At 48.2% G+C, this 20,184-nt stretch carries 15 protein-coding genes, 2 tRNA genes, 2 rRNA genes and 1 pseudogene; 3 read left to right on the top strand and 17 right to left on the bottom strand.

Going from position 1 to position 20,184, the window contains the following annotated elements:
* Positions 1-326: 326 nt before the first annotated feature.
* Complete coding sequence (locus RRV97_RS00475; RefSeq protein WP_315611632.1) at positions 327-2,303, top strand: TonB-dependent copper receptor; 1,977 nt, start codon at positions 327-329, stop codon at positions 2,301-2,303.
* A gap of 127 nt (positions 2,304-2,430) precedes the next feature.
* Here the strand turns inward: RRV97_RS00475 and RRV97_RS00470 are convergent, their stop codons facing one another.
* From RRV97_RS00470 to RRV97_RS00455, 4 genes are all read right to left on the bottom strand, one after another.
* Positions 2,431-3,768 carry a sodium-dependent transporter gene (locus RRV97_RS00470; RefSeq protein WP_315611631.1) on the bottom strand — a complete coding sequence of 446 codons (1,338 nt, stop codon included), beginning with the start codon at positions 3,766-3,768 and terminating at the stop codon, positions 2,431-2,433.
* A 267-nt stretch (positions 3,769-4,035) separates the two neighbouring features.
* Positions 4,036-4,941: a metal ABC transporter solute-binding protein, Zn/Mn family gene (locus RRV97_RS00465; RefSeq protein ID WP_315611630.1), complete on the bottom strand. Its 906-nt coding sequence runs from the start codon at positions 4,939-4,941 to the stop codon at positions 4,036-4,038.
* A 79-nt stretch (positions 4,942-5,020) separates the two neighbouring features.
* Positions 5,021-5,896 (bottom strand): metal ABC transporter permease, encoded by an 876-nt coding sequence (locus tag RRV97_RS00460; RefSeq protein ID WP_003747573.1) that lies wholly within the window; start codon positions 5,894-5,896, stop codon positions 5,021-5,023.
* A gap of 76 nt (positions 5,897-5,972) precedes the next feature.
* Positions 5,973-6,698 carry a metal ABC transporter ATP-binding protein gene (locus RRV97_RS00455; protein WP_070607635.1) on the bottom strand — a complete coding sequence of 242 codons (726 nt, stop codon included), beginning with the start codon at positions 6,696-6,698 and terminating at the stop codon, positions 5,973-5,975.
* Positions 6,699-6,967: 269 nt separating this feature from the next.
* On the opposite strand from RRV97_RS00455, the gene RRV97_RS00450 reads away from it, so the two are divergent.
* Complete coding sequence (locus tag RRV97_RS00450) at positions 6,968-7,264, top strand: DUF2288 domain-containing protein (protein ID WP_315611629.1); 297 nt, start codon at positions 6,968-6,970, stop codon at positions 7,262-7,264.
* 66 nt (positions 7,265-7,330) lie between these two features.
* Here RRV97_RS00450 and apaG read toward each other — a convergent pair whose 3' ends face one another.
* The 6 genes from apaG to hpnD form a co-directional block, all read right to left on the bottom strand.
* The gene (apaG, locus tag RRV97_RS00445) at positions 7,331-7,699 is read right to left on the bottom strand and encodes a Co2+/Mg2+ efflux protein ApaG (protein WP_003682575.1); all 369 of its coding nucleotides are present in this window, start codon (positions 7,697-7,699) and stop codon (positions 7,331-7,333) included.
* Between the two features lie 94 nt (positions 7,700-7,793).
* The gene (locus tag RRV97_RS00440) at positions 7,794-8,282 is read right to left on the bottom strand and encodes a phosphatidylglycerophosphatase A (RefSeq protein ID WP_039864429.1); all 489 of its coding nucleotides are present in this window, start codon (positions 8,280-8,282) and stop codon (positions 7,794-7,796) included.
* Positions 8,275-9,231, bottom strand: coding sequence for a thiamine-phosphate kinase (thiL, locus tag RRV97_RS00435; protein WP_315611628.1), 957 nt, complete (start codon positions 9,229-9,231; stop codon positions 8,275-8,277). The genes RRV97_RS00440 and thiL overlap by 8 nt, the downstream gene beginning before the upstream one ends.
* 186 nt (positions 9,232-9,417) lie before the next feature.
* Positions 9,418-10,137, bottom strand: coding sequence for an SDR family oxidoreductase (locus RRV97_RS00430; RefSeq protein ID WP_049331115.1), 720 nt, complete (start codon positions 10,135-10,137; stop codon positions 9,418-9,420).
* A 95-nt stretch (positions 10,138-10,232) separates the two neighbouring features.
* Positions 10,233-11,540 (bottom strand): hydroxysqualene dehydroxylase HpnE, encoded by a 1,308-nt coding sequence (hpnE, locus tag RRV97_RS00425; protein ID WP_315611627.1) that lies wholly within the window; start codon positions 11,538-11,540, stop codon positions 10,233-10,235.
* The gene (gene hpnD, locus RRV97_RS00420; RefSeq protein ID WP_315611626.1) at positions 11,537-12,385 is read right to left on the bottom strand and encodes a presqualene diphosphate synthase HpnD; all 849 of its coding nucleotides are present in this window, start codon (positions 12,383-12,385) and stop codon (positions 11,537-11,539) included. The genes hpnE and hpnD overlap by 4 nt, the downstream gene beginning before the upstream one ends.
* 436 nt (positions 12,386-12,821) lie before the next feature.
* Here hpnD and RRV97_RS00415 point away from each other — a divergent pair, with 436 nt between their 5' ends.
* Entirely contained in the window at positions 12,822-13,850 is a 1,029-nt protein-coding gene (locus RRV97_RS00415) for a T6SS immunity protein Tli4 family protein (protein ID WP_315611625.1), read from the top strand.
* 472 nt (positions 13,851-14,322) lie between these two features.
* Here RRV97_RS00415 and RRV97_RS00410 read toward each other — a convergent pair.
* The 7 genes and pseudogenes from RRV97_RS00410 to RRV97_RS00380 all read right to left on the bottom strand — a co-directional run.
* A pseudogene (locus RRV97_RS00410) lies at positions 14,323-14,507 on the bottom strand (alpha/beta hydrolase); the annotation flags it as partial.
* Positions 14,508-14,823: 316 nt separating this feature from the next.
* On the bottom strand, positions 14,824-15,831 hold the full coding sequence (locus RRV97_RS00405) for an IS5 family transposase (RefSeq protein WP_315611624.1): 1,008 nt from the start codon (positions 15,829-15,831) through the stop codon (positions 14,824-14,826).
* 77 nt (positions 15,832-15,908) lie between these two features.
* Entirely contained in the window at positions 15,909-16,196 is a 288-nt protein-coding gene (locus RRV97_RS00400; RefSeq protein WP_049323884.1) for a ComEA family DNA-binding protein, read from the bottom strand.
* Positions 16,197-16,576: 380 nt separating this feature from the next.
* Positions 16,577-16,690, bottom strand: a 5S ribosomal RNA gene (gene rrf, locus RRV97_RS00395).
* A 95-nt stretch (positions 16,691-16,785) separates the two neighbouring features.
* Positions 16,786-19,674: ribosomal RNA gene (locus RRV97_RS00390) — 23S ribosomal RNA — on the bottom strand.
* A 347-nt stretch (positions 19,675-20,021) separates the two neighbouring features.
* Positions 20,022-20,097, bottom strand: a tRNA-Ala gene (locus tag RRV97_RS00385).
* A gap of 5 nt (positions 20,098-20,102) precedes the next feature.
* Positions 20,103-20,179 (bottom strand) — tRNA-Ile (locus tag RRV97_RS00380).
* Between the last annotated feature and the right edge of the window lie 5 nt (positions 20,180-20,184).

Below are 20,184 nucleotides of genomic sequence, written 5' to 3'. Positions count from 1 at the left end.
TGATTGAAGGACAGTTTTATTCAGACGGCCATAAATTGGATTGACCAATTGGCCGCCCATTCTAATCAATCCCCTATTTTTTCGTCAAGAAATGCCATTCTCCCCATCGCAAGCAGTTTAATTCAAACACATTCATTTTTATTGATTAACCTCACCAATGCCTTCAAATCAATATTTTGGTATGACCAATCTTAATAAACAACCTATACGCCAAAAATCTGAAAATATTGATTTAGATTAAAATCCCACCGCTTCTATTTTACTAGACTTTATGTATAATACTTAGGTATTAGTTAACATAATTCCCAATAATAGAGAGAAACAACATGAAATACCCACCATTACTTATCTTGCCTATCGTCTTAGCCGTATCCCAAGCATGGGCAGACACTGACCCTGTACCTGAAGAAACAGTTACCCTTTCCCCTGTCACCGTCACCGGCACGCAACAAGAAAAAGCCAATCGCGTTACTTTCAACCCCAAAGCTGCTTTGCAACCCCTCCCTGCCGGAGACGGGGCAGACCTTTTACAATCCGTGCCTAATATGAGCATCATCCGCAAAGGCGGCAGCTCGGGCGACCCATTGTTCCGTGGCTTGGGTGGCTCGCGCCTCTCCGTCAATGCCGACGACCAGTTTATTTATGGCGGTTGCGGTATGCGCATGGACCCGCCGACTGCCTATATCCACCCCAATTCGTTTGATAAAGTTGTCGTTACCAAAGGCCCGCAAACCGTTACCCAAGGTATGGGCTTGGTCAGCGGCTCGGTGCAATTTATCCGCAAAGACCCTGATTTCACTGAAAAACCTTACAACATCAACGCCACCCTGACGGCAGGCAGCAACGACCGTCTTGACGGCTCGTTGGAAGCCGAGTTCGGCGGCAAATACGGCTACGTCCGTACCAATATTTCCCATAACGAAGCCGACGATTACAAAGACGGCGACGGCAACCGCATTCACTCCAACTTCAAACGCGACAGCCAAATGCTGCAACTGGGCATCACCCCGACCGAAAACACCACCATTGCCGGCACATACGAGCGCAGCAGGGCCAAGGTTGCCTACGCCGACCGCATGATGGACGGCAGCAAGTTCGACCGTGATGCGTGGAATATCCGTTTTACCCAACGCAACCTCACCCCCTGGTTCAGCGAATTGGAACTGCGCTACGGTAAAAGTGAAATCGACCACGTCATGGACACATACAGCCTGCGTACCATCCGCAACCCTGCCGGCATGCAGATTAAAAATGCCAACAACCCTAAACGCAATACCGATACAGGCCGTCTGAAAGCTACCTTCGACTGGGACAAGCTCAACCTGCAAACCGGTTTGGATTATCTGGACGACGTCCACGTCGCGCGTCATGAGCGCGGTGGCGACGGCTACAGCCACAAGCCTTACATGCCCAACCAAAGTTTCAAACAATGGGGTATCTTCACCGAAGCCTCTTGGCAGCAAACCGACAATCAACGCTGGGTAGCAGGTTTGCGCCATGACCAAGTCAAAGCGCATTACGATACCGCGCGTGTGACCGACCCCGTTTTGAAACATCAAAAATTCAATTTGAACTCAGGCTTCCTGCGTTGGGAAAGAAATACGGACAACGGCCTGAAATACTATGCCGGATTCGGCATTGCCGAACGCGCGCCTGACTACTGGGAACGCCTGCGCTCCGAACACAAAGCCATCCGCACAGAGCAAAACCGCCAAATCGATGCAGGCATCATCTGGAAACGTCCTAACCTCCACGCATCCGTATCCGTATTCGGCAGCAACATCAAAGACTTCATCATGATGGAGCGCCAAGGCATGAATTTCAACGTGCGCAACATCAACGCTTCACGCTTTGGCGGCGAAGCCGAAGTCAAATGGACATTTGCGCCTAACTGGGAAGTCGGCACCAGCCTCGCCTACACCCACGGCAAAAACCGTACCGACGGCAAACCTTTGGCACAAACGCCGCCGCTCGAGTGGAACAACACCCTTGCCTTTGACAACGGCAAATTCAGCGCAGGCGCATTATGGCGCGTCGTGGCCAAGCAAAACCGTTACAGCAAAGGCCAAGGCAATATCGTCGGCCAAGACATCGGCGCCTCTTCGGGCTTTGGCGTACTTTCGCTCAATGCCGGTTGGAAATTCAGCAAATACGCCACATTGCAAGGCGGCGTGGACAACGTGTTCAACAAAACCTATGCTGAATTCGTCAGTCGCGGCGGCGACCCGTCTGCCGGTACCCAAACCATGCGCGTGAACGAACCCGGCCGTACTGCATGGTTGAGACTGCAAGCGAAGTTCTAATCAGCCTCACGCATCTATAAAAAGGCCGTCTGAACATTTTTCAGACGGCCTTAATATTTTTAAGGATGTTTTTAAACAAACAGTCCGGCGAAGCAATGCAACGCCGGACTGTTTGCTCACTATCGGATTAAATTAAACCCAAAGAGTTGATGAACACCACAACAATCGCAATCGGCGCAAGATAGCGAAGCGCACCCAGCCACAGGTAAAGCAGCTGTTTCGGCACGGTACTGCCCATGCCCGCATCACGCAGGACGGACTGTTTGTCCTGAACCCATGAGGTAAACACGGCAACGCTCAATGCGCCAATCGGCATGATGACGGCGGAAATGATGAAGTCCCACAAATCAAAAATGGTTTTGCCGAAAATTTTAAACTCGCCCCAAACGCCAAATGACAGCGCCGAAGGAATACCGACTATGAAAATCGCAATACCGGTTACCCAAGCGTGGCTGCTGCGCTTTTTCTCGTCTTGACGGATGGTTGCCGCGATAACGGTTTCCAGCATGGAAAACGCGGAAGTCAGCGTCGCAAAGACAACCAACAGCATGAATACGGCGAATAAATAAGTACCCATCGGCATTTTCATGAAAACCGCAGGTAACACGACAAAAATCAGGCCGGGGCCTTGGCCTGGTTCAAAACCGAAGGCAAATACCGCAGGGAAAATCACCAAACCGGCCAGCAATGATACAAACAGGTTCATCCACATAATCGTATGGCCGGAGCGGAACATATCCTGATCCTTACCCAAATACGAAGCATAGGTAATCATCGCAGACACGCCGATACTCAAGGCAAAAAATGCCTGACCCAAAGCAGTCAGCATCGTGCCCGGTTTCAAATACGACCAATCCGGTTTCAACAAGAATGCCACGCCCTCCATTGCGCCGGGCAAGGTCAGCGAACGGACAGCCAGTGCGATAAAGAGGATAAACAAACCCGGCATCAACACGCGGTTTGCCTTTTCAATGCCGTCTGAAATGCCGCCTTTAACCACCCAAATGGTAATCAGCATGAACAAGCCTTGGTAAAACAGCGAACCAAACGGTGAAGAAATCGTGTTGCCGAACAAGGCTTCAAAGTCTGCGCCGGCATGAATTTCACCGGTAAAGCTGTGCACGACGTAGTTCAACACCCAGCCGCCGACCACGCTGTAAAACGACAGCAAAATAAAACACGCAGCCACACCCATGCGGCCGACCCACGGCCACTGCGAACCCGGGCGCAATACTTTAAAGGAATCAATGGCGTTTTTACCGCCCGTACGGCCAATATAAAACTCGGCCAGTTGAACCGGTAAAGCCACCAAAATGGTGAAAATCAAAAACAAAAGAAAGAATACGGCGCCGCCGTTGGTACCGGCTGTATAAGGGAATTTCCAAATTGCACCCAAACCGATGGCCGAGCCTGCCGCAGCAAGCACAAAGCCGATTTTGGATGACCAAGACGAATGATTGCTCATGATGTAAGTTTAAGAAACGTGAAGATGCCGAATTGTAACAGGGTGAAGTCAAGCCGTGAGTGGCCGGCAGACCGCCGATAAGCAATTCGCACGGATGGTGCGTACTTACCAAGCAAATTAGCATGAATTTTTGATAATTAAACTTCTAATAGCACAAATTTTATTTTTATATTCTAAATTTGACGGTTTATTTTAAAAATAAGCATATAAAAGGCCGTCTGAAACCTTGTTTTTAAGGTTTCAGACGGCCTTTATCCTTAAGCCGCTTTATTTTTTCATAGCATCGGTCATAACTTTGACATTGTAGCGGTACATGCCGATGTAGCTGTTGGCCGGTGCGCCACCCAGTGCATCGGAATACAAACGTCCGCTGACGTTGACGCCGGTTTCTTTGGCGATACGGTCAATCATGCGTGTGTCTTTGATGTTTTCGGTAAAAACGGCTTTAATGCCCTCGCGTTTGATTTGACGGATGATGGAAGCCACTTGTTTAGCAGACGGCTCGGCTTCGTTGCTCACGCCTTGAGGGGCGATAAATTCAATATTGTAGCGTTTGCCCATGTATGTGAATGCATCGTGTCCGGTCAAAACTTTACGCTTGGCGGCAGGTACGGCATTAAAGGCAGCCTGCGCATCGCTGTGCAATTTTTTCAGCTGCATTTGATAGTTGCCCAAACGTTGCTGATAGTAGGTTTTGCCTTCAGGATCGGCTTGAATAAGCGCATTAGCAACGTTTTGCGCATAAGTACCCATCAGGACGGGGTCGGTCCAAACGTGCGGGTCAAATTCGCCGTGATCGTGATGATGGCCTTCATGATCGTGGTCATGATGATGGCCGCCCTCTTCTGCTTTCAAGGCCTGAATGCCTTTGGTCGCTTCGGCGAAAGGCACTTTGCTCTGTTTGACTGCGCGCTGTACATCGGCGGCTTCCAAGCCCAAGCCGTTGAGCAATACCAATTTGGCACTGCGGATTTTTTTGATGTCGCCGCTGGTCATGTGGTAGGCATGGCTGTCTTGGTTGGCGCCCACCAAGCTTTGAACGGCCACGCGGTCGCCGCCAATCTGTTTGGCCACGTCGCCCAAAATGCTGAAGCTGGTCACAACAGGCAACGGAGCGGCATAAGCGGCACCGGTCAATAATGCGGCAACGATGCCGAGTTTCCAATGTTTCATATTCTCTCCAGTGATATAACGTAACATTAACATCATCATAAAACAGACCGCCTGATTATTCAAGCGGCCGTCTGAAAAATCATGCCGTACGGTGTTTCTTGCGACGCAGCCATTTTGCCAAAATACCGCCTTCCCAACCGAACACGACGGAAATCAGGTAAAGCGTGCCGCAGCATAAAATAATCGCCGGGCCGGACGGGATTTCGATATGGTAGGAAAACAACAATCCTGCCAAGCCGCAAAGCAAAGCCAATGCAACCGACAAAATCATCAGCCAACCCATGCTTTTCGCCCACAGTCTGGCAGTAATCGCCGGCAACATCATCAAACCGACCGACATCAGCGTACCCAATGCCTGAAAACCGGCAACCAGATTCATCACGACCAGCACCAAAAACAGCACATGCCAAAAGCCGCCCTTACCGCCGACAGCCTTGAGGAACAAAGGGTCTATGCTTTCCAACACCAGTGGGCGGAACATGACCGCCATCAGCAAAATAGTCACACTCGCAGAAACGGCAATCAGCTGCAAAGCCGGAATATCCACCGCCAACACCGAGCCAAACAGCAAATGCAGCAAATCGACGCTGCTGCCGTTTTTGCTGACCAAAACCACGCCGATGGCAAGGCTGCTCAAATAAAATGCGGCAAAGTTCGCGTCTTCTTTCAATGAAGTAAACCGGCTGACCAAACCGGCCAGCAAAGCCATCAGCAAACCGGCCGCAAAACCGCCGACACTCATCGCAGGCAAACTCAAACCGGCAAACATATAGCCAATGGCCGCACCGGGCAAAACCGCATGGCTCAAGGCATCGCCCACTAAACTCATGCGGCGCATCACCAAAAACACACCGACAGGCGCCGCGCTCAATGCCAGGCAGAAAATCGACGCCAAGGCATAGCGCATAAAGTCGAATTCGACGAACGGCGCGACGACCAAATCATATAAATCCATGTTTTATCGCTTTTTTATTAATCTCTGAAAGCCTGAGGCCGTCTGAAAAACACTTACTTTCAGACGGCCTTGTCCATTAAACCGCGCACCAATCGGCCGCTTCCTGTTTCTGCATCATTCGGTTGGCCTGTGCCAAAAATTCATCGGTCAACACATTTTCCGTCGCACCGGCAGTCACTTTTTCACGCGCCAAAAGCAGCGTGTTGGCAAAATATGCCCTCACCTGCTCGTAATCATGCAACACGGCAATCACTGCCTGACCGTCCTGATGGCACTGGCGCAAAACTTCCAACAGCGCATAAGTCGTTCGCGCATCCACCGCGTTAAACGGTTCGTCCAGCAGCAAAAATTTGGCATCCTGCACCAGCATCCGCGCAAACAATACGCGTTGGAATTGACCATTGGACAAGTGCGCGATTTGGCGCGTGGCAAAATCCTGCATTTCCACGCGTTCCAAAGCCGCCATCACGCGCTTTTTCTGCGCTGCGTTCACGCGTCCGAAAAAGCCGATTTCATACCACAGCCCCATCGCCGCCAGTTCAAACACCGTCATCGGCTGGCTGCGGTCAATATCCGACTGCTGCGGCAGATAGGCAATATCCTTGCGCGCCATATTTTCATAGCGCACGCTGCCCGTATCCGTCTTCTGCAAGCCCATAATGGCTTTGAGCAGGGTCGATTTGCCCGCGCCGTTCGGCCCGAAAATCGTCCACATCTTGCCATCTTCAAACACCATATCGACATGGTGCACCACCGGCCTGCGCTGATAGCTGACCGTCAGATTTTCCACCACGATACTCATGGCGATACCGCCCAAAAATATACAGCCCACAACGCCGCCAATGCGACAAGCGCAATCAGCAGCCTTTGCAGCAATCCGGTCAACAATACAGAATTCATAAGCCTAAAACCGCCCTTGCCCGAATACGGACAACAGGCCGTCTGAAAGAAATTAAAACTCTAAAATGATACTGTATAACGTTAACCCTGTAAATTTCTTTCGTTTTCAGACGGCATCGGGCAAAAGGCCGAATATCGGTTACAATCCGTTTTTTATTTGATGATTGTCCTATGTCTATTCCACTCTTAAACGAAAAACTCAATACCGAAACCGCCCGCATTTCATGGGAAGAGCTGCAACCCCACTTCGCACGCGGTGCCGCCATTTATGTTGCGCCCGATTTGGATTTGATTGCCGTCGCCCGCCATGTTGCCGAAGATGAAGCCGCGCCATTGAAACAATGGATGGAACAAGGCAAATTCGGTGCCGTCAGCGATGATATGGCGCGTACTTTTCTAAAGGATAAGCAGGAAATGTGGGCGGTTGTCGTAGCGCCGTGGGTATTGGTACAGCCTTGCAAAGACTGATAAGGCCGTCTGAAAAAACAAAACCGGAACATTTTACATGCTCCGGTTTTTCATTTTTCAGACGGCCTATTGCAACGTAAAGCCTGCTTTGAATTCAAGCTTCGGCACCCCGATAACGAAACGTTTGCCGATGCTGTCTTCAAACTCATACGCGCCTTCAATACTGCCCCAAGGCGTGCTGATTTGCGAGCCGCTGTTGTACTCATAGGCTTCGCCCGGATACAAAACAGGCTGCTCTTCAATCAAGCCGGCATGACCGACCTGCTCTGTCTCACCGTGTCCGTCGGTGATTTCCCAAAAACGCTGACGCAAAGTAATGATTTCATCGCTGCGGTTGCAGATAGTAATCAGATAATTGAAGGCGTAGCGGTCGCGGTAGACGTCGCTTTGGCCGGCCATATAACGCGGCTCCACGTTAATCTCGATTTCATTCATAATTGTTTACCCCGTATGGTATTTATTTTATTTCAATCCGGAATTCCGGCGTGCCCGCCCTATTTTTGCAAAGGGTCGAAACACTTAAAACGCATCACGCGATCCAATAAAACAGGCCCAAGACCATCAAGGTCATTACAGCCGCAATCAAATCATCAAGCATAATGCCTAAACCTCCATGAATCCGTCGGTCAAACCATTTGATCGGCCATGGTTTTAACGCATCAAACAAGCGGAAAATAACAAAAGCCGCCAGCCACCAGCTCCATTTAAACGGAATCAGCGACAGCACCAGTAGCATCGCGACAATTTCATCCCAAACGATACCGCCGTAATCCTGAATGCCCAGTTCCCTCTCGGTATAACCGCAAATGCGGATGCCCCAGAAAAACAAGGCGATACACAATAAAAGCAATATCCAGCCGTCTATGCCCAACAGGCACAATACAAAAGCCAGGGGTAATGCGGCCAGCGTTCCTGCCGTACCCGGCGCAACCGGCGACAAGCCGCTGCCGAAACCGAATCCTAAAAAACACAATGGTTTGTGCAACAGCCAAGAAAAAGTAGGTTTACGTTCAGCCAAAATGATCAAATCCTAAAGAAGTCAGTTCCAATACGCCGCCTTCGGCATCCAAAATATTCAGACGGCCTGAGTCAGTCATTTTACCAATTCGGGCGACCGGTACGCCACTTTGTTCCGCCGCCTGACAAACGCGTTCTCTATCTTCTGGGGCAGCAGTAAAAATCAGTTCGTAATCATCGCCGCCGGCCAATACTGCGGACAACCATTGTTCGCGCGACAAAACATTTTTCAATTCAGGCAACGACGGCACACAATCGGCAAATATTTCCGCCCCGACAGCAGAGGCTTTTAAAATATGCCCCACATCTTGAGCCAGGCCGTCTGAAACATCTTGCGCGGCATGGGCAAACGGCAACAATGCCTGACCTAATGAAACGCGCGGCTCCGGACGGAGCAATTTATCATCGCAAACTGCCATGATTTCAGACGGCAATTGATAATGCCCAAGATGTTGGTTCAAAGCAGCGGCAGCCAAACCCAACCGACCCGATACCCAAATATCGTCGCCGACTTCGGCCCCATCACGCCGCAGGGCACGTCCTGTCGGAACTTCACCTACTATCGTTACATTAAAGACCAAATCGCCTTTGGTGGTATCGCCGCCAATCAACACCGTATCAAAACGAGCGGCCAAAGCAAAAAAGCTATCGCAAAAACGTTTGAGCCAGTCTTGATTCAATTCAGGCAACGCAGCACTGAGCAACACCCAACGCGGCTTGGCACCCATAGCGGCCATATCGGACAAATTTACTGCAAGCATTTTCCATGCCAAATCTTCAGGCAAAACATCTTCAAAAAAATGTCTACCCTTAACCAACATATCAGCGCTAAAACATAAATCAAATCCGTTACTTGGGCGAATAATAGCGGCATCGTCCCCTATGCCTAAAATCAGACCTTCCGATTTTTGTCGCTGCAAATATTGTCTGATAAAGTCAAATTCCGTCATATTTATCCAATATAACTATAACTTAGATTACTATATCTAATTTTGTGCCAGCCTGATTTTGCCTGTTAATACGTCAAACATCAAACTTCCATATTATTTAGATATAAAACTCAATAAGTTAAAGGCCGTCTGAAAATATAGATTTCAGACGGCCTCATGTTCTTAAACCACTCTGAGCAGGTAGATTTACAGATAGACGATTTCGCCTGTCCGCCCCCTGCTCTCTTGGCTTGCCCACCAAATAAATTGCGGCAGGACATCTTCGTAGTTTTTACGTTCGCTTTTCGATTCGCCCGGATGAGATTTGATACGTTGCGGCGAATTGATGGCACCCGGCACCAAAACATTGGCACGCAGGTTGTCAAAACGTTCCCACTCATCCGCGGCCACTTTACACAAATAATTGAGCGCGGCTTTGGAGGCACCGAAACCGCCCCAATAGGCTTGCGGCTTCTCGCCGTGACTTTCGCCGACAAAAATTACAGAAGCGTCTTCGGATTGCTTCAACAATGGAAACAGCGCACGGGTCAAGCCCATAGGCGCAACGGTATTGATGCGGTATTGGTTGACCCATTCCGATACAGTTTGGAAGTCCAATGGCGACAAAGCATAGAAATAGCTGGCGCAATGCACCACGCCATCCAGTTTTCCGCCTGTGGCTTCATCAATGGTTTCTGCGAATTGCTTAAACTCTTTCTCCTCCGCGCTCATCAAATCAAAGCAGATGGCAAACGGTTCTGGGCTGCCCGCAGCCACAATGGCATCATATACTTTTTCCAAACGCTTTTGATGACGCGCCACCAAAATGACAGTCGCTCCGGCCGCCGCATAGGCTTTGGCAACCTGCTCGCCCAAACCTTGGGATGCGCCGGTAACCAAGATGGTTTTGTCCGCTAATGTCGTCATGACTTTTCCTTGAACTTTATGGTTTCGGATATTGTATCGGCTTGGTAAGTTTTGTAAAGTCAAAAAGGCCGTCTGAACATTCAGACAGCCTCAGTTTATTCAACCCGCAAATCCAACATAAGCTTTTCAGCCGCGGCAAAACCTGACTGAACCGCCGCTTCCAAGGTTGCCGGATAGCGCGGATGGAGATAGTCGCCGGCCGGATAAATACGGCGATGGTGCAGCCATGAGAAATCAGGTTGTACAAAATCAACCGTTGCCGCCGTAGTCGCGCGTTTTTCCGTAATAATGCGTATAGCTTCGGGTTTATCCAAATCCGGACAAACCCGCTTAATGTCCGCATGAATTTTCTCGGCTAAATCTTTGTCCTTCCAAGCCTCGGTGTAATCGGAAACGCTGATGACGACCGCGACTTCATTATCCGGCAAACCTAACGCCCCCCGATGCAGTACCCACTGCGCTGTACCATCGGCAAACCCGGTTAAAGGCGCAGGCAGTTTGACTGCTTGGGCATAACTCAAATAAACCGTAGTAATCGCATGATAGTGCAACGATTGATAGGCCGTCTGAATATAGTTAGGCGTATCTTCAGGCAAAAGCGCATCAACATGATATGGCGCAACAGCCAAAATCACCGCATCAAATACTTCGCCATTGATTTCAATTCGGCCATCAATATGATGGTTTAAATGTGTAATACGGGTTTCAAGATGGATTTTTGCACCATGCTTGTGTAGGAAATCCAAAGCCGGTTTGGCTACGACCTGCCCTAAATCCTGCTTGGGCAAAAGATAATCGCTGTTCGCCTTTTCAGACCACACGCCATCATTCAATACATTGCATAAAATGCGTAACGATGCCTGTTCTAACGGCGTATTTAAAGCACCCCAGACCAAAGGTTGCCAAAATTGCCCAAGCAGGCTGCGGGGAACATTTCGTGTTCTCAACCACTTTGCAACGGTCAAATCAGTTTTATGATGGCCTGCCCAACGTTGCAATGCCGACATATCCGACAGCAATTTGATTCTCAATGAAAAGGAAAGATTTTTCGCACGCAGGATACCGACAAGCAAATGCCAAGGCGCAGGCAGAGAGGCCGTCTGAAACTGCAATCCCTCATGGGTGTACCATTGCAAAGGCTGGCGTAAAAAGGCTGATTCAGGTTGAGCGCCAATATGTTGCATCAAAGTTTGAACACCATGATACGCACCCAGCAAGATATGCTGCCCATTATCCAAAAAGCTGAATCCATCATTTTTCCCGGCTAAGGCACGCGCCCTACCACCAGCCTGCCTCCCGGCTTCAAACAAAGCAATATCAGCTCGATGAATCAGGGAAACCGCCGCAGACAAACCTGCCCAACCGGCACCAATCACAGCAATTTTTGGACGCCAAATATTCATGGTTTAAATCCAAACAGCCAAGTTTTCAAAGCAATACGTTTTTTACGGGGAGAAGGAATCGCAATTTTGTAAGTCAACACATTTTGTGCGCCATCACGGTCGATTTCATTTAACAACGCATAATAAATGGCCGCCATAATCAGGCCGACTTTTTGCGATTTCTTATCCGCAGCCGGCAAAAGCAACATAGCCTCACGATAAGTTTCACGCGCCCTATCCACTTGAAACTGCATTAATTTCGCAAAATTGTCTGTCGGTTTGCACTGCATAATGACGTTGGCAGGCACATCAAATTTTTGCATTTCCTCTATCGGCAAATAAATTCTTCCCTGCCGTGCATCTTCGCCCACATCACGAATAATGTTCGTCAACTGCAAAGCCAAGCCCATTTTGTCCGCATATTCCAAAGTTTGAGGATTTGAAAAACCTAAAATCCGTGCAATAAGACACCCTACTACTCCGGCAACACGGTGGCAATACAGCTTTAATTCATCAAAACTACCATAACGAGCCTGCTCCAAATCCATCTGCATGCCATCAATCAAAGCTTCAAATTCATTCTTCGGCAAATCAAAACTTGCCCGAATATCTTTTAAAGCTTGATGAACAGGATGTTCAGGCATCTCATTATTAAACACTTTCTCCAAATCACTGCGCCACCAATTCAAGGTAATCTGAGCCACATTCGGATCGGTACAGCCATCGACCACATCATCCAGTTCGCGACAAAAAGCATATAAAACAGTGATCGCATTTCGTTTTTCTACTGATAAAAAACGAAAACCGGATAAAAAACTGGAATGGCTTTCCGCAGCCTTTTGACGACAATAATCTAAAGCAAGCACTGTGTATCCTAAAAATATTGTTATAAATAATTAGCAGGGATTTTATCCGTATTTAAAAAAGTACGCCAATATCAAAACTCATCTTACGACAAGGCCGTCTGAAAGCTGATTTCAGCATCTTTCAGACGGCTTAAGACCTTGCGATAATATAAGTTACTAAAATTTTATGATCGATCCCATTTTCAAAATACAAAAACTTTCTAATTTTCCAACTTCTTGTTCAATATGAGGAAAATTTTAGTCAATTAAAAATTTTATGGCGCATTTTTATGCATCAAATGTCGTCAACAGACTGAGACCTTTGCAAAATTCAACCTTTCAGACAGGCTTTTTTCCGTTAATCCTTATCCCTTTACCATTGGCATTATCACAGATACTATATTAAATTCATTGTCATAATTTAATTATCGGTCAGTTTATCTGTCAAAGAAAATTTATGTTACACCGTATTCCATTAATCTCTACACTGTTTCTCTCTACCACACTTTCTACCGTCCAGGCAGTAGATAAGCCATTTGCTGCCGATAATGCATATTGGACGGCGCAGCCATTTTGTAGTGGGCGTTACCAAATTAACTTACCATCTAACCGTATAAGTGGAACTGGTTGGCTTAAATACAATGGTTGGCAGATAAGAGTGCGACCAGATTATTGGAATCTAGAAGTAGAATCCGCATTAGAGGTTAAAGAAAAAGGATATAATGGAAGTGATAGTTTTATAGAAAACCGTACAGTTATTCCTAATAAAGCGATAGCTATAGTGACACAGGCTCCGGGTTCTTGGGAACACTCGGTGTCAAAGCATCTAAAAGGGATGATCTATTATGTCGATTTCTATTTCAAGCTAGGTAAGAACGATGCCTATTCCATTAGAGCTTTTGTACGCATTATGCCTGTCAATGGTAAAGAGCCACCAAACCTTAAACAGCTGGAAAAAAGTAAAGTTGACGAAGCTATTAGGCATATACGAAATGATTTTTTCGATAAATTGAGAGATCGTAATGAAAGTGAAATTCCGCAGCAACAGGGTATCTGTTTAACAGAGGGATTTATTGTCGATAAGGGAACTGAGCCGTTTTTTGGCAGTGCGGGCATCAAAATCAAAAACTATAAAGACGTTTATGCCGAGCTAACGACAGGTGGATCTTTGGAGAAAGATGACAAACCTTTATTGAAGCGAGATCTTGTTAAGAAAAATAGTGTTATGGGCAGACTTATGTCATTGGCAAAATATAGCACGATTCGCCAGGGAAGCCGGAACATCAACGGCATGGCCGGCAGTGAGAAACTTGTTAAGTGGCAGGGGAAACGATATCTATTTATTTGGGAAAAAGATGATGGCAGTGTGAGATTTAAGATGACTTTCGGTACCAGTGATAACAATTCTGCCGGTTCCCCATTAAGTGAACAGGAGGCTTTAACGGCTTGGGATGCAATATTGCCGACATTGAAAAAACGGATTTAATTAGATTTTTAATGAATAGAAACTTACCAAATTTATTAGCTTTAAAGCTTAAGAAAGAGACAAAAATGAACCATAAATATCGTAGAAAAAATATATTTAAGTTTGGCTTATTATATGGTGCTATAGCAATAGTATTAACAGGATGTCGCTCTTGTTGGCCGATGTGTATCTAGAAACATTGTCTTTATAATAACAGGCTGTCTGAAACCTTAAGTTAGATTTCAGACGGCCTTAGACATTTTAAAATAGTTTTCTTTACTATTTTCACGATGGCTGAAACTCAAACATAGGGTTTCGGCTATTTTAGCTTTAAATCCCCCTCTTATTCTCCTCAGGCATCCCAGATACCCAATAATTAGGTATCAGTGTCCCTTTTCTGGCACAAACAGGTACTTCAATAGTGTAAAAACACGCCATTTCCCCAATCAAAACGGGGGATACCAAATCTCATCCCAATCTATATTGTGAACGCTTATTTTGCAGAGCTGCTGACTTGTTTCATCCAGGTAAACAGTTCGTCCAAGTCATAATCGCCGCCGTGGCCGATATCCCAAGGCAGGGCGCAGTCGACGGTTTTGCCGTTGTTTTGCAGTTTGGCGGCAGGTTTGCGCCCGGTTTGCCGATGTAGTTGAGTGGGTTCATGATTTTGATGGTTTTTCATTTGTGATCTTTGCAAAATACCCAAAAAGTCTTTTAAATATTTTTGTGGGATTTAGGAGATTTTTGGAAATTATGCAAAGATCTCAAGCTCTCATTTCCGCCGCCAAACAAAGCCGCCCCGGGCCCAACCGGCAAACGGTTCGGCCGCAGGGCGGCATACAGGCAGAGACCTTTGCAAAATTCCTTTCCTTCCGACAGCCGAGATCCAAACAAAGATTTTCGGCTGTTTTTGTTTCAAATATGCACTGCTTCTACTCAAATCCCCCCTTAATCCCCCTTGGATACCTGATTAATCAGGCATCCGGGCCGCCTTTTAGGCGGCAACAGGCACGTTTAGCCTGTTGGCGGCTTTCAACAGGTTCAAACACATCGCCTTCAGATGGCTTTGCGCACTCACTTTGATCAGCCCGAAATAGGCTGCCCGCGCATAGCGGAATTTACGGTGCAGCGTACCGAAGCTTTGTTCGACCACATAACGGGTCTTCGACAAATATCGGTTACGTTTGGTTTGCGCTTCCGTCAGCGGACGGTTGCGGTGGGCTTTGCGCATAATGCCGTCCTGTAACCGATGCTCTTCCAGATGTTGCCGGTTTTCCTCACTGTCATAGCCTTTATCGGCATAGACGGTCGTACCTTTGGGCAGACCTTCCAACAAAGGCGACAGGTGTTTGCACTCATGGGCATTGGCGGGGGTGATGTGCAGTTTCTCGATATAGCCTTCCGCATCGGTACGGGTATGTTGTTTGTAACCGAGTTTGTAGAGGCCGTTTTTCTTTATCCAACGGGCATCGCTGTCTTTACTCGGTGTGGCTTGGCCGCTGACTTGTCCTTCCTCGTCGACTTCTATGGCCTGGCGCTGTTTGCTGCCGGCGGTCTGAATAATAGTGGCATCAACGACGGCGGCGGATGCTTTCTCTATTTTTAGGCCTTTTTCGGTCAGTTGGCGGTTGATCAGCTCCAGTAGTTCGGACAGGGTGTCGTCTTGCGCCAGCCAGTTGCGGTAGCGGCATAAGGTGCTGTAATCGGGGATGCTCAGTTCGTCAAAACGGCAAAACAGGTTGAAATCGATGCGGGTGATGAGGCTGTGTTCGAGTTCGGGATCGGAGAGGCTGTGCCATTGTCCGAGCAGGACGGCTTTGAACATGGACAACAGGGGATAGGCGGGACGGCCGCGGTGGTCTCGGAGGTAACGGATTTTTTGACGATTCAGGTATTGTTCGATCGGTTGCCAATCAATCACCTGATCCAACTTCAATAGCGGGAAGCGGTCGATGTGTTTGGCAATCATGGCTTGTGCGGTTTGCTGGAAGAAGGTACTCATGAAAAATCCCCTAAATGTCTTTGTGGGAATTTAGGGGATTTTGAGGAATTTTGCAAAGGTCTCAGGCAGAGTCCGGCTTATTTTTTCACGGCAGGTTGGGCGGCCTTAGGCGCGGCAGAAGAAACCGTCGCCTCCGCCTTCAACTTGTTCAGCACCGCATCACCGATGCCCTTCACGTTTTTCAGCTCCTCCACCGATTTGAACGCACCGTTCTTCTGACGGTATTCCACAATCGCCTTCGCCTTAGCCGGGCCGATACCCGGCAATGCCTCCAGTTCCGCAGAAGAGGCCGTATTGACGTTCACGGCAGCCAAAGAGAACGCCGTACAAACGGCGGCAACTACACCAAATAAAAATTTCTTCATCAGGGTTTTCCTATAACGTGTCAGATTGAATCAACCGGGCCGTCTGCAGGACGGTTTTCCCCACCCCGCCGACACTGCCACACGACAGTAGAACACGGCCCCATTCCATATAAATGCATACGACATATTAACGCAAATACCGTTCGATTTCAAACATTCCAAACGGTTAACCGTAACTTTCGGTACTTTTGTGCAAGAATAACAACAGGATAAATATTTCTAATTCAAATGCCAAGATGCACGAATACTCCATAAACACCGGTACATCACTATCCCAATGTTTGACCCCAACACCTGTTATCCCAATTCTGCCGCCAAACCGATAGAAACGACAGGCATATAAAAAGCCCCCGACATCAGTCGGGGGCTTCGGAATGGGTGTTTGGCGGTGACCTACTTTCACATGGAAGAACCACACTATCATCGGCGCTGAGTCGTTTCACGGTCCTGTTCGGGATGGGAAGGCGTGGGACCAACTCGCTATGGCCGCCAAACTTAAACTGTTACAAATCGGTAAAGCCTTAATCAATTATTCGGTGATGACTGAATCAGTCAGTAAGCTTTTATTATTTGAAGTTCTTCAAATGATAGAGTCAAGCCTCACGAGCAATTAGTATGGGTTAGCTTCACGCGTTACCGCGCTTCCACACCCCACCTATCAACGTCCTGGTCTCGAACGACTCTTTAGTGTGGTTAAACCACAAGGGAAGTCTCATCTTCAGGCGAGTTTCGCGCTTAGATGCTTTCAGCGCTTATCTCTTCCGAACTTAGCTACCCGGCTATGCAACTGGCGTTACAACCGGTACACCAGAGGTTCGTCCACTCCGGTCCTCTCGTACTAGGAGCAGCCCCCGTCAAACTTCCAACGCCCACTGCAGATAGGGACCAAACTGTCTCACGACGTTTTAAACCCAGCTCACGTACCACTTTAAATGGCGAACAGCCATACCCTTGGGACCGACTACAGCCCCAGGATGTGATGAGCCGACATCGAGGTGCCAAACTCCGCCGTCGATATGAACTCTTGGGCGGAATCAGCCTGTTATCCCCGGAGTACCTTTTATCCGTTGAGCGATGGCCCTTCCATACAGAACCACCGGATCACTATGTCCTGCTTTCGCACCTGCTCGACTTGTCGGTCTCGCAGTTAAGCTACCTTTTGCCATTGCACTATCAGTCCGATTTCCGACCGGACCTAGGTAACCTTCGAACTCCTCCGTTACTCTTTGGGAGGAGACCGCCCCAGTCAAACTGCCTACCATGCACGGTCCCCGACCCGGATTACGGGTCTGGGTTAGAACCTCAAAGACACCAGGGTGGTATTTCAAGGACGGCTCCACAGAGACTGGCGTCTCTGCTTCAAAGCCTCCCACCTATCCTACACAAGTGACTTCAAAGTCCAATGCAAAGCTACAGTAAAGGTTCACGGGGTCTTTCCGTCTAGCAGCGGGTAGATTGCATCTTCACAACCACTTCAACTTCGCTGAGTCTCGGGAGGAGACAGTGTGGCCATCGTTACGCCATTCGTGCGGGTCGGAACTTACCCGACAAGGAATTTCGCTACCTTAGGACCGTTATAGTTACGGCCGCCGTTTACTGGGGCTTCGATCCGATGCTTGCACATCTTCAATTAACCTTCCAGCACCGGGCAGGCGTCACACCCTATACGTCCACTTTCGTGTTAGCAGAGTGCTGTGTTTTTAATAAACAGTCGCAGCCACCTATTCTCTGCGACCCTCCAGGGCTTACGGAGCAAGTCCTTAACCTTAGAGGGCATACCTTCTCCCGAAGTTACGGTATCAATTTGCCGAGTTCCTTCTCCCGAGTTCTCTCAAGCGCCTTAGAATTCTCATCCTGCCCACCTGTGTCGGTTTGCGGTACGGTTCGATTCAAACTGAAGCTTAGTGGCTTTTCCTGGAAGCGTGGTATCGGTTACTTCATGTCCGTAGACACTCGTCGTCACTTCTCGGTGTTAAGAAGACCCGGATTTGCCTAAGTCTTCCACCTACCGGCTTAAACAAGCTATTCCAACAGCTTGCTAACCTAACCTTCTCCGTCCCCACATCGCATTTGAATCAAGTACAGGAATATTAACCTGTTTCCCATCGACTACGCATTTCTGCCTCGCCTTAGGGGCCGACTCACCCTACGCCGATGAACGTTGCGTAGGAAACCTTGGGCTTTCGGCGAGCGGGCTTTTCACCCGCTTTATCGCTACTCATGTCAACATTCGCACTTCTGATACCTCCAGCACACTTTACAATGCACCTTCATCGGCCTACAGAACGCTCCCCTACCATGCCAGTAAACTGGCATCCGCAGCTTCGGTTATAGATTTGAGCCCCGTTACATCTTCCGCGCAGGACGACTCGACCAGTGAGCTATTACGCTTTCTTTAAATGATGGCTGCTTCTAAGCCAACATCCTGGCTGTCTGGGCCTTCCCACTTCGTTTACCACTTAATCTATCATTTGGGACCTTAGCTGGCGGTCTGGGTTGTTTCCCTCTTGACAACGGACGTTAGCACCCGCTGTCTGTCTCCCGAGGAACCACTTGATGGTATTCTTAGTTTGCCATGGGTTGGTAAGTTGCAATAACCCCCTAGCCATAACAGTGCTTTACCCCCATCAGTGTCTTGCTCGAGGCACTACCTAAATAGTTTTCGGGGAGAACCAGCTATCTCCGAGTTTGTTTAGCCTTTCACCCCTATCCACAGCTCATCCCCGCATTTTGCAACATGCGTGGGTTCGGTCCTCCAGTACCTGTTACGGCACCTTCAACCTGGCCATGGATAGATCACTCGGTTTCGGGTCTACACCCAGCAACTGTTCGCCCTATTAAGACTCGGTTTCCCTACGCCTCCCCTATTCGGTTAAGCTCGCTACTGAATGTAAGTCGTTGACCCATTATACAAAAGGTACGCAGTCACACCACAAGGGTGCTCCCACTGTTTGTATGCATCAGGTTTCAGGTTCTATTTCACTCCCCTCCCGGGGTTCTTTTCGCCTTTCCCTCACGGTACTGGTTCACTATCGGTCGATGATGAGTATTTAGCCTTGGAGGATGGTCCCCCCATATTCAGACAGGATTTCACGTGTCCCGCCCTACTTTTCGTACGCTTAGTACCACTGTTGAGATTTCGAATACGGGACTATCACCCACTATGGTCAAGCTTCCCAGCTTGTTCTTCTATCTCGACAGTTATCACGTACAGGCTCCTCCGCGTTCGCTCGCCACTACTTGCGGAATCTCGGTTGATTTCTTTTCCTCCGGGTACTTAGATGGTTCAGTTCTCCGGGTTCGCTTCGCTTATCCTATGTATTCAGATAAGGATACCTCCTAAGAGGTGGGTTTCCCCATTCGGACACCGCGGGATCATAGCTTTATTGCCAGCTCCCCCGCGCTTTTCGCAGGCTTACACGTCCTTCGTCGCCTATCATCGCCAAGGCATCCACCTGATGCACTTATTCACTTGACTCTATCATTTCAAGAACCTCTCTGACTTTGTTTACCTACCCGTTGACTAGGGAAGCAAACTTGAAATTCCTACTTTGATAAAGCTTACTGCTTGTTGTGTCTTAATCCTGCCTTTTGTGTTTCAGGATTAAGTCGATACAATCATCACCCAAATACTGTGTTTGTTTTCTTTTCTCTTGCGAGAGATTTTTTATCCTTTGCAAAGAATAAAAAATCAAAACAAACTCATTGTCTTTGTTTGTTGATTTCGGCTTTCCAATTTGTTAAAGATCGATGCGTCGATATTTCACTTCGCAAATCAAAATAAGCTGCTAAGTATAGCAGGCTTCCTTTGATTTGTAAAGTGCTTGGTGGAGGCAAACGGGATCGAACCGATGACCCCCTGCTTGCAAAGCAGGTGCTCTACCAACTGAGCTATGCCCCCGTTCTTGGTGGGTCTGGGAGGACTTGAACCTCCGACCCCACGCTTATCAAGCGTGTGCTCTAACCAGCTGAGCTACAAACCCGGATT

This window comes from Neisseria sp. DTU_2021_1001991_1_SI_NGA_ILE_055, from assembly GCF_032342915.1.
In the GTDB taxonomy this organism is placed as follows: domain Bacteria; phylum Pseudomonadota; class Gammaproteobacteria; order Burkholderiales; family Neisseriaceae; genus Neisseria.
This window is presented reverse-complemented; position numbering and strand designations above follow the sequence as displayed.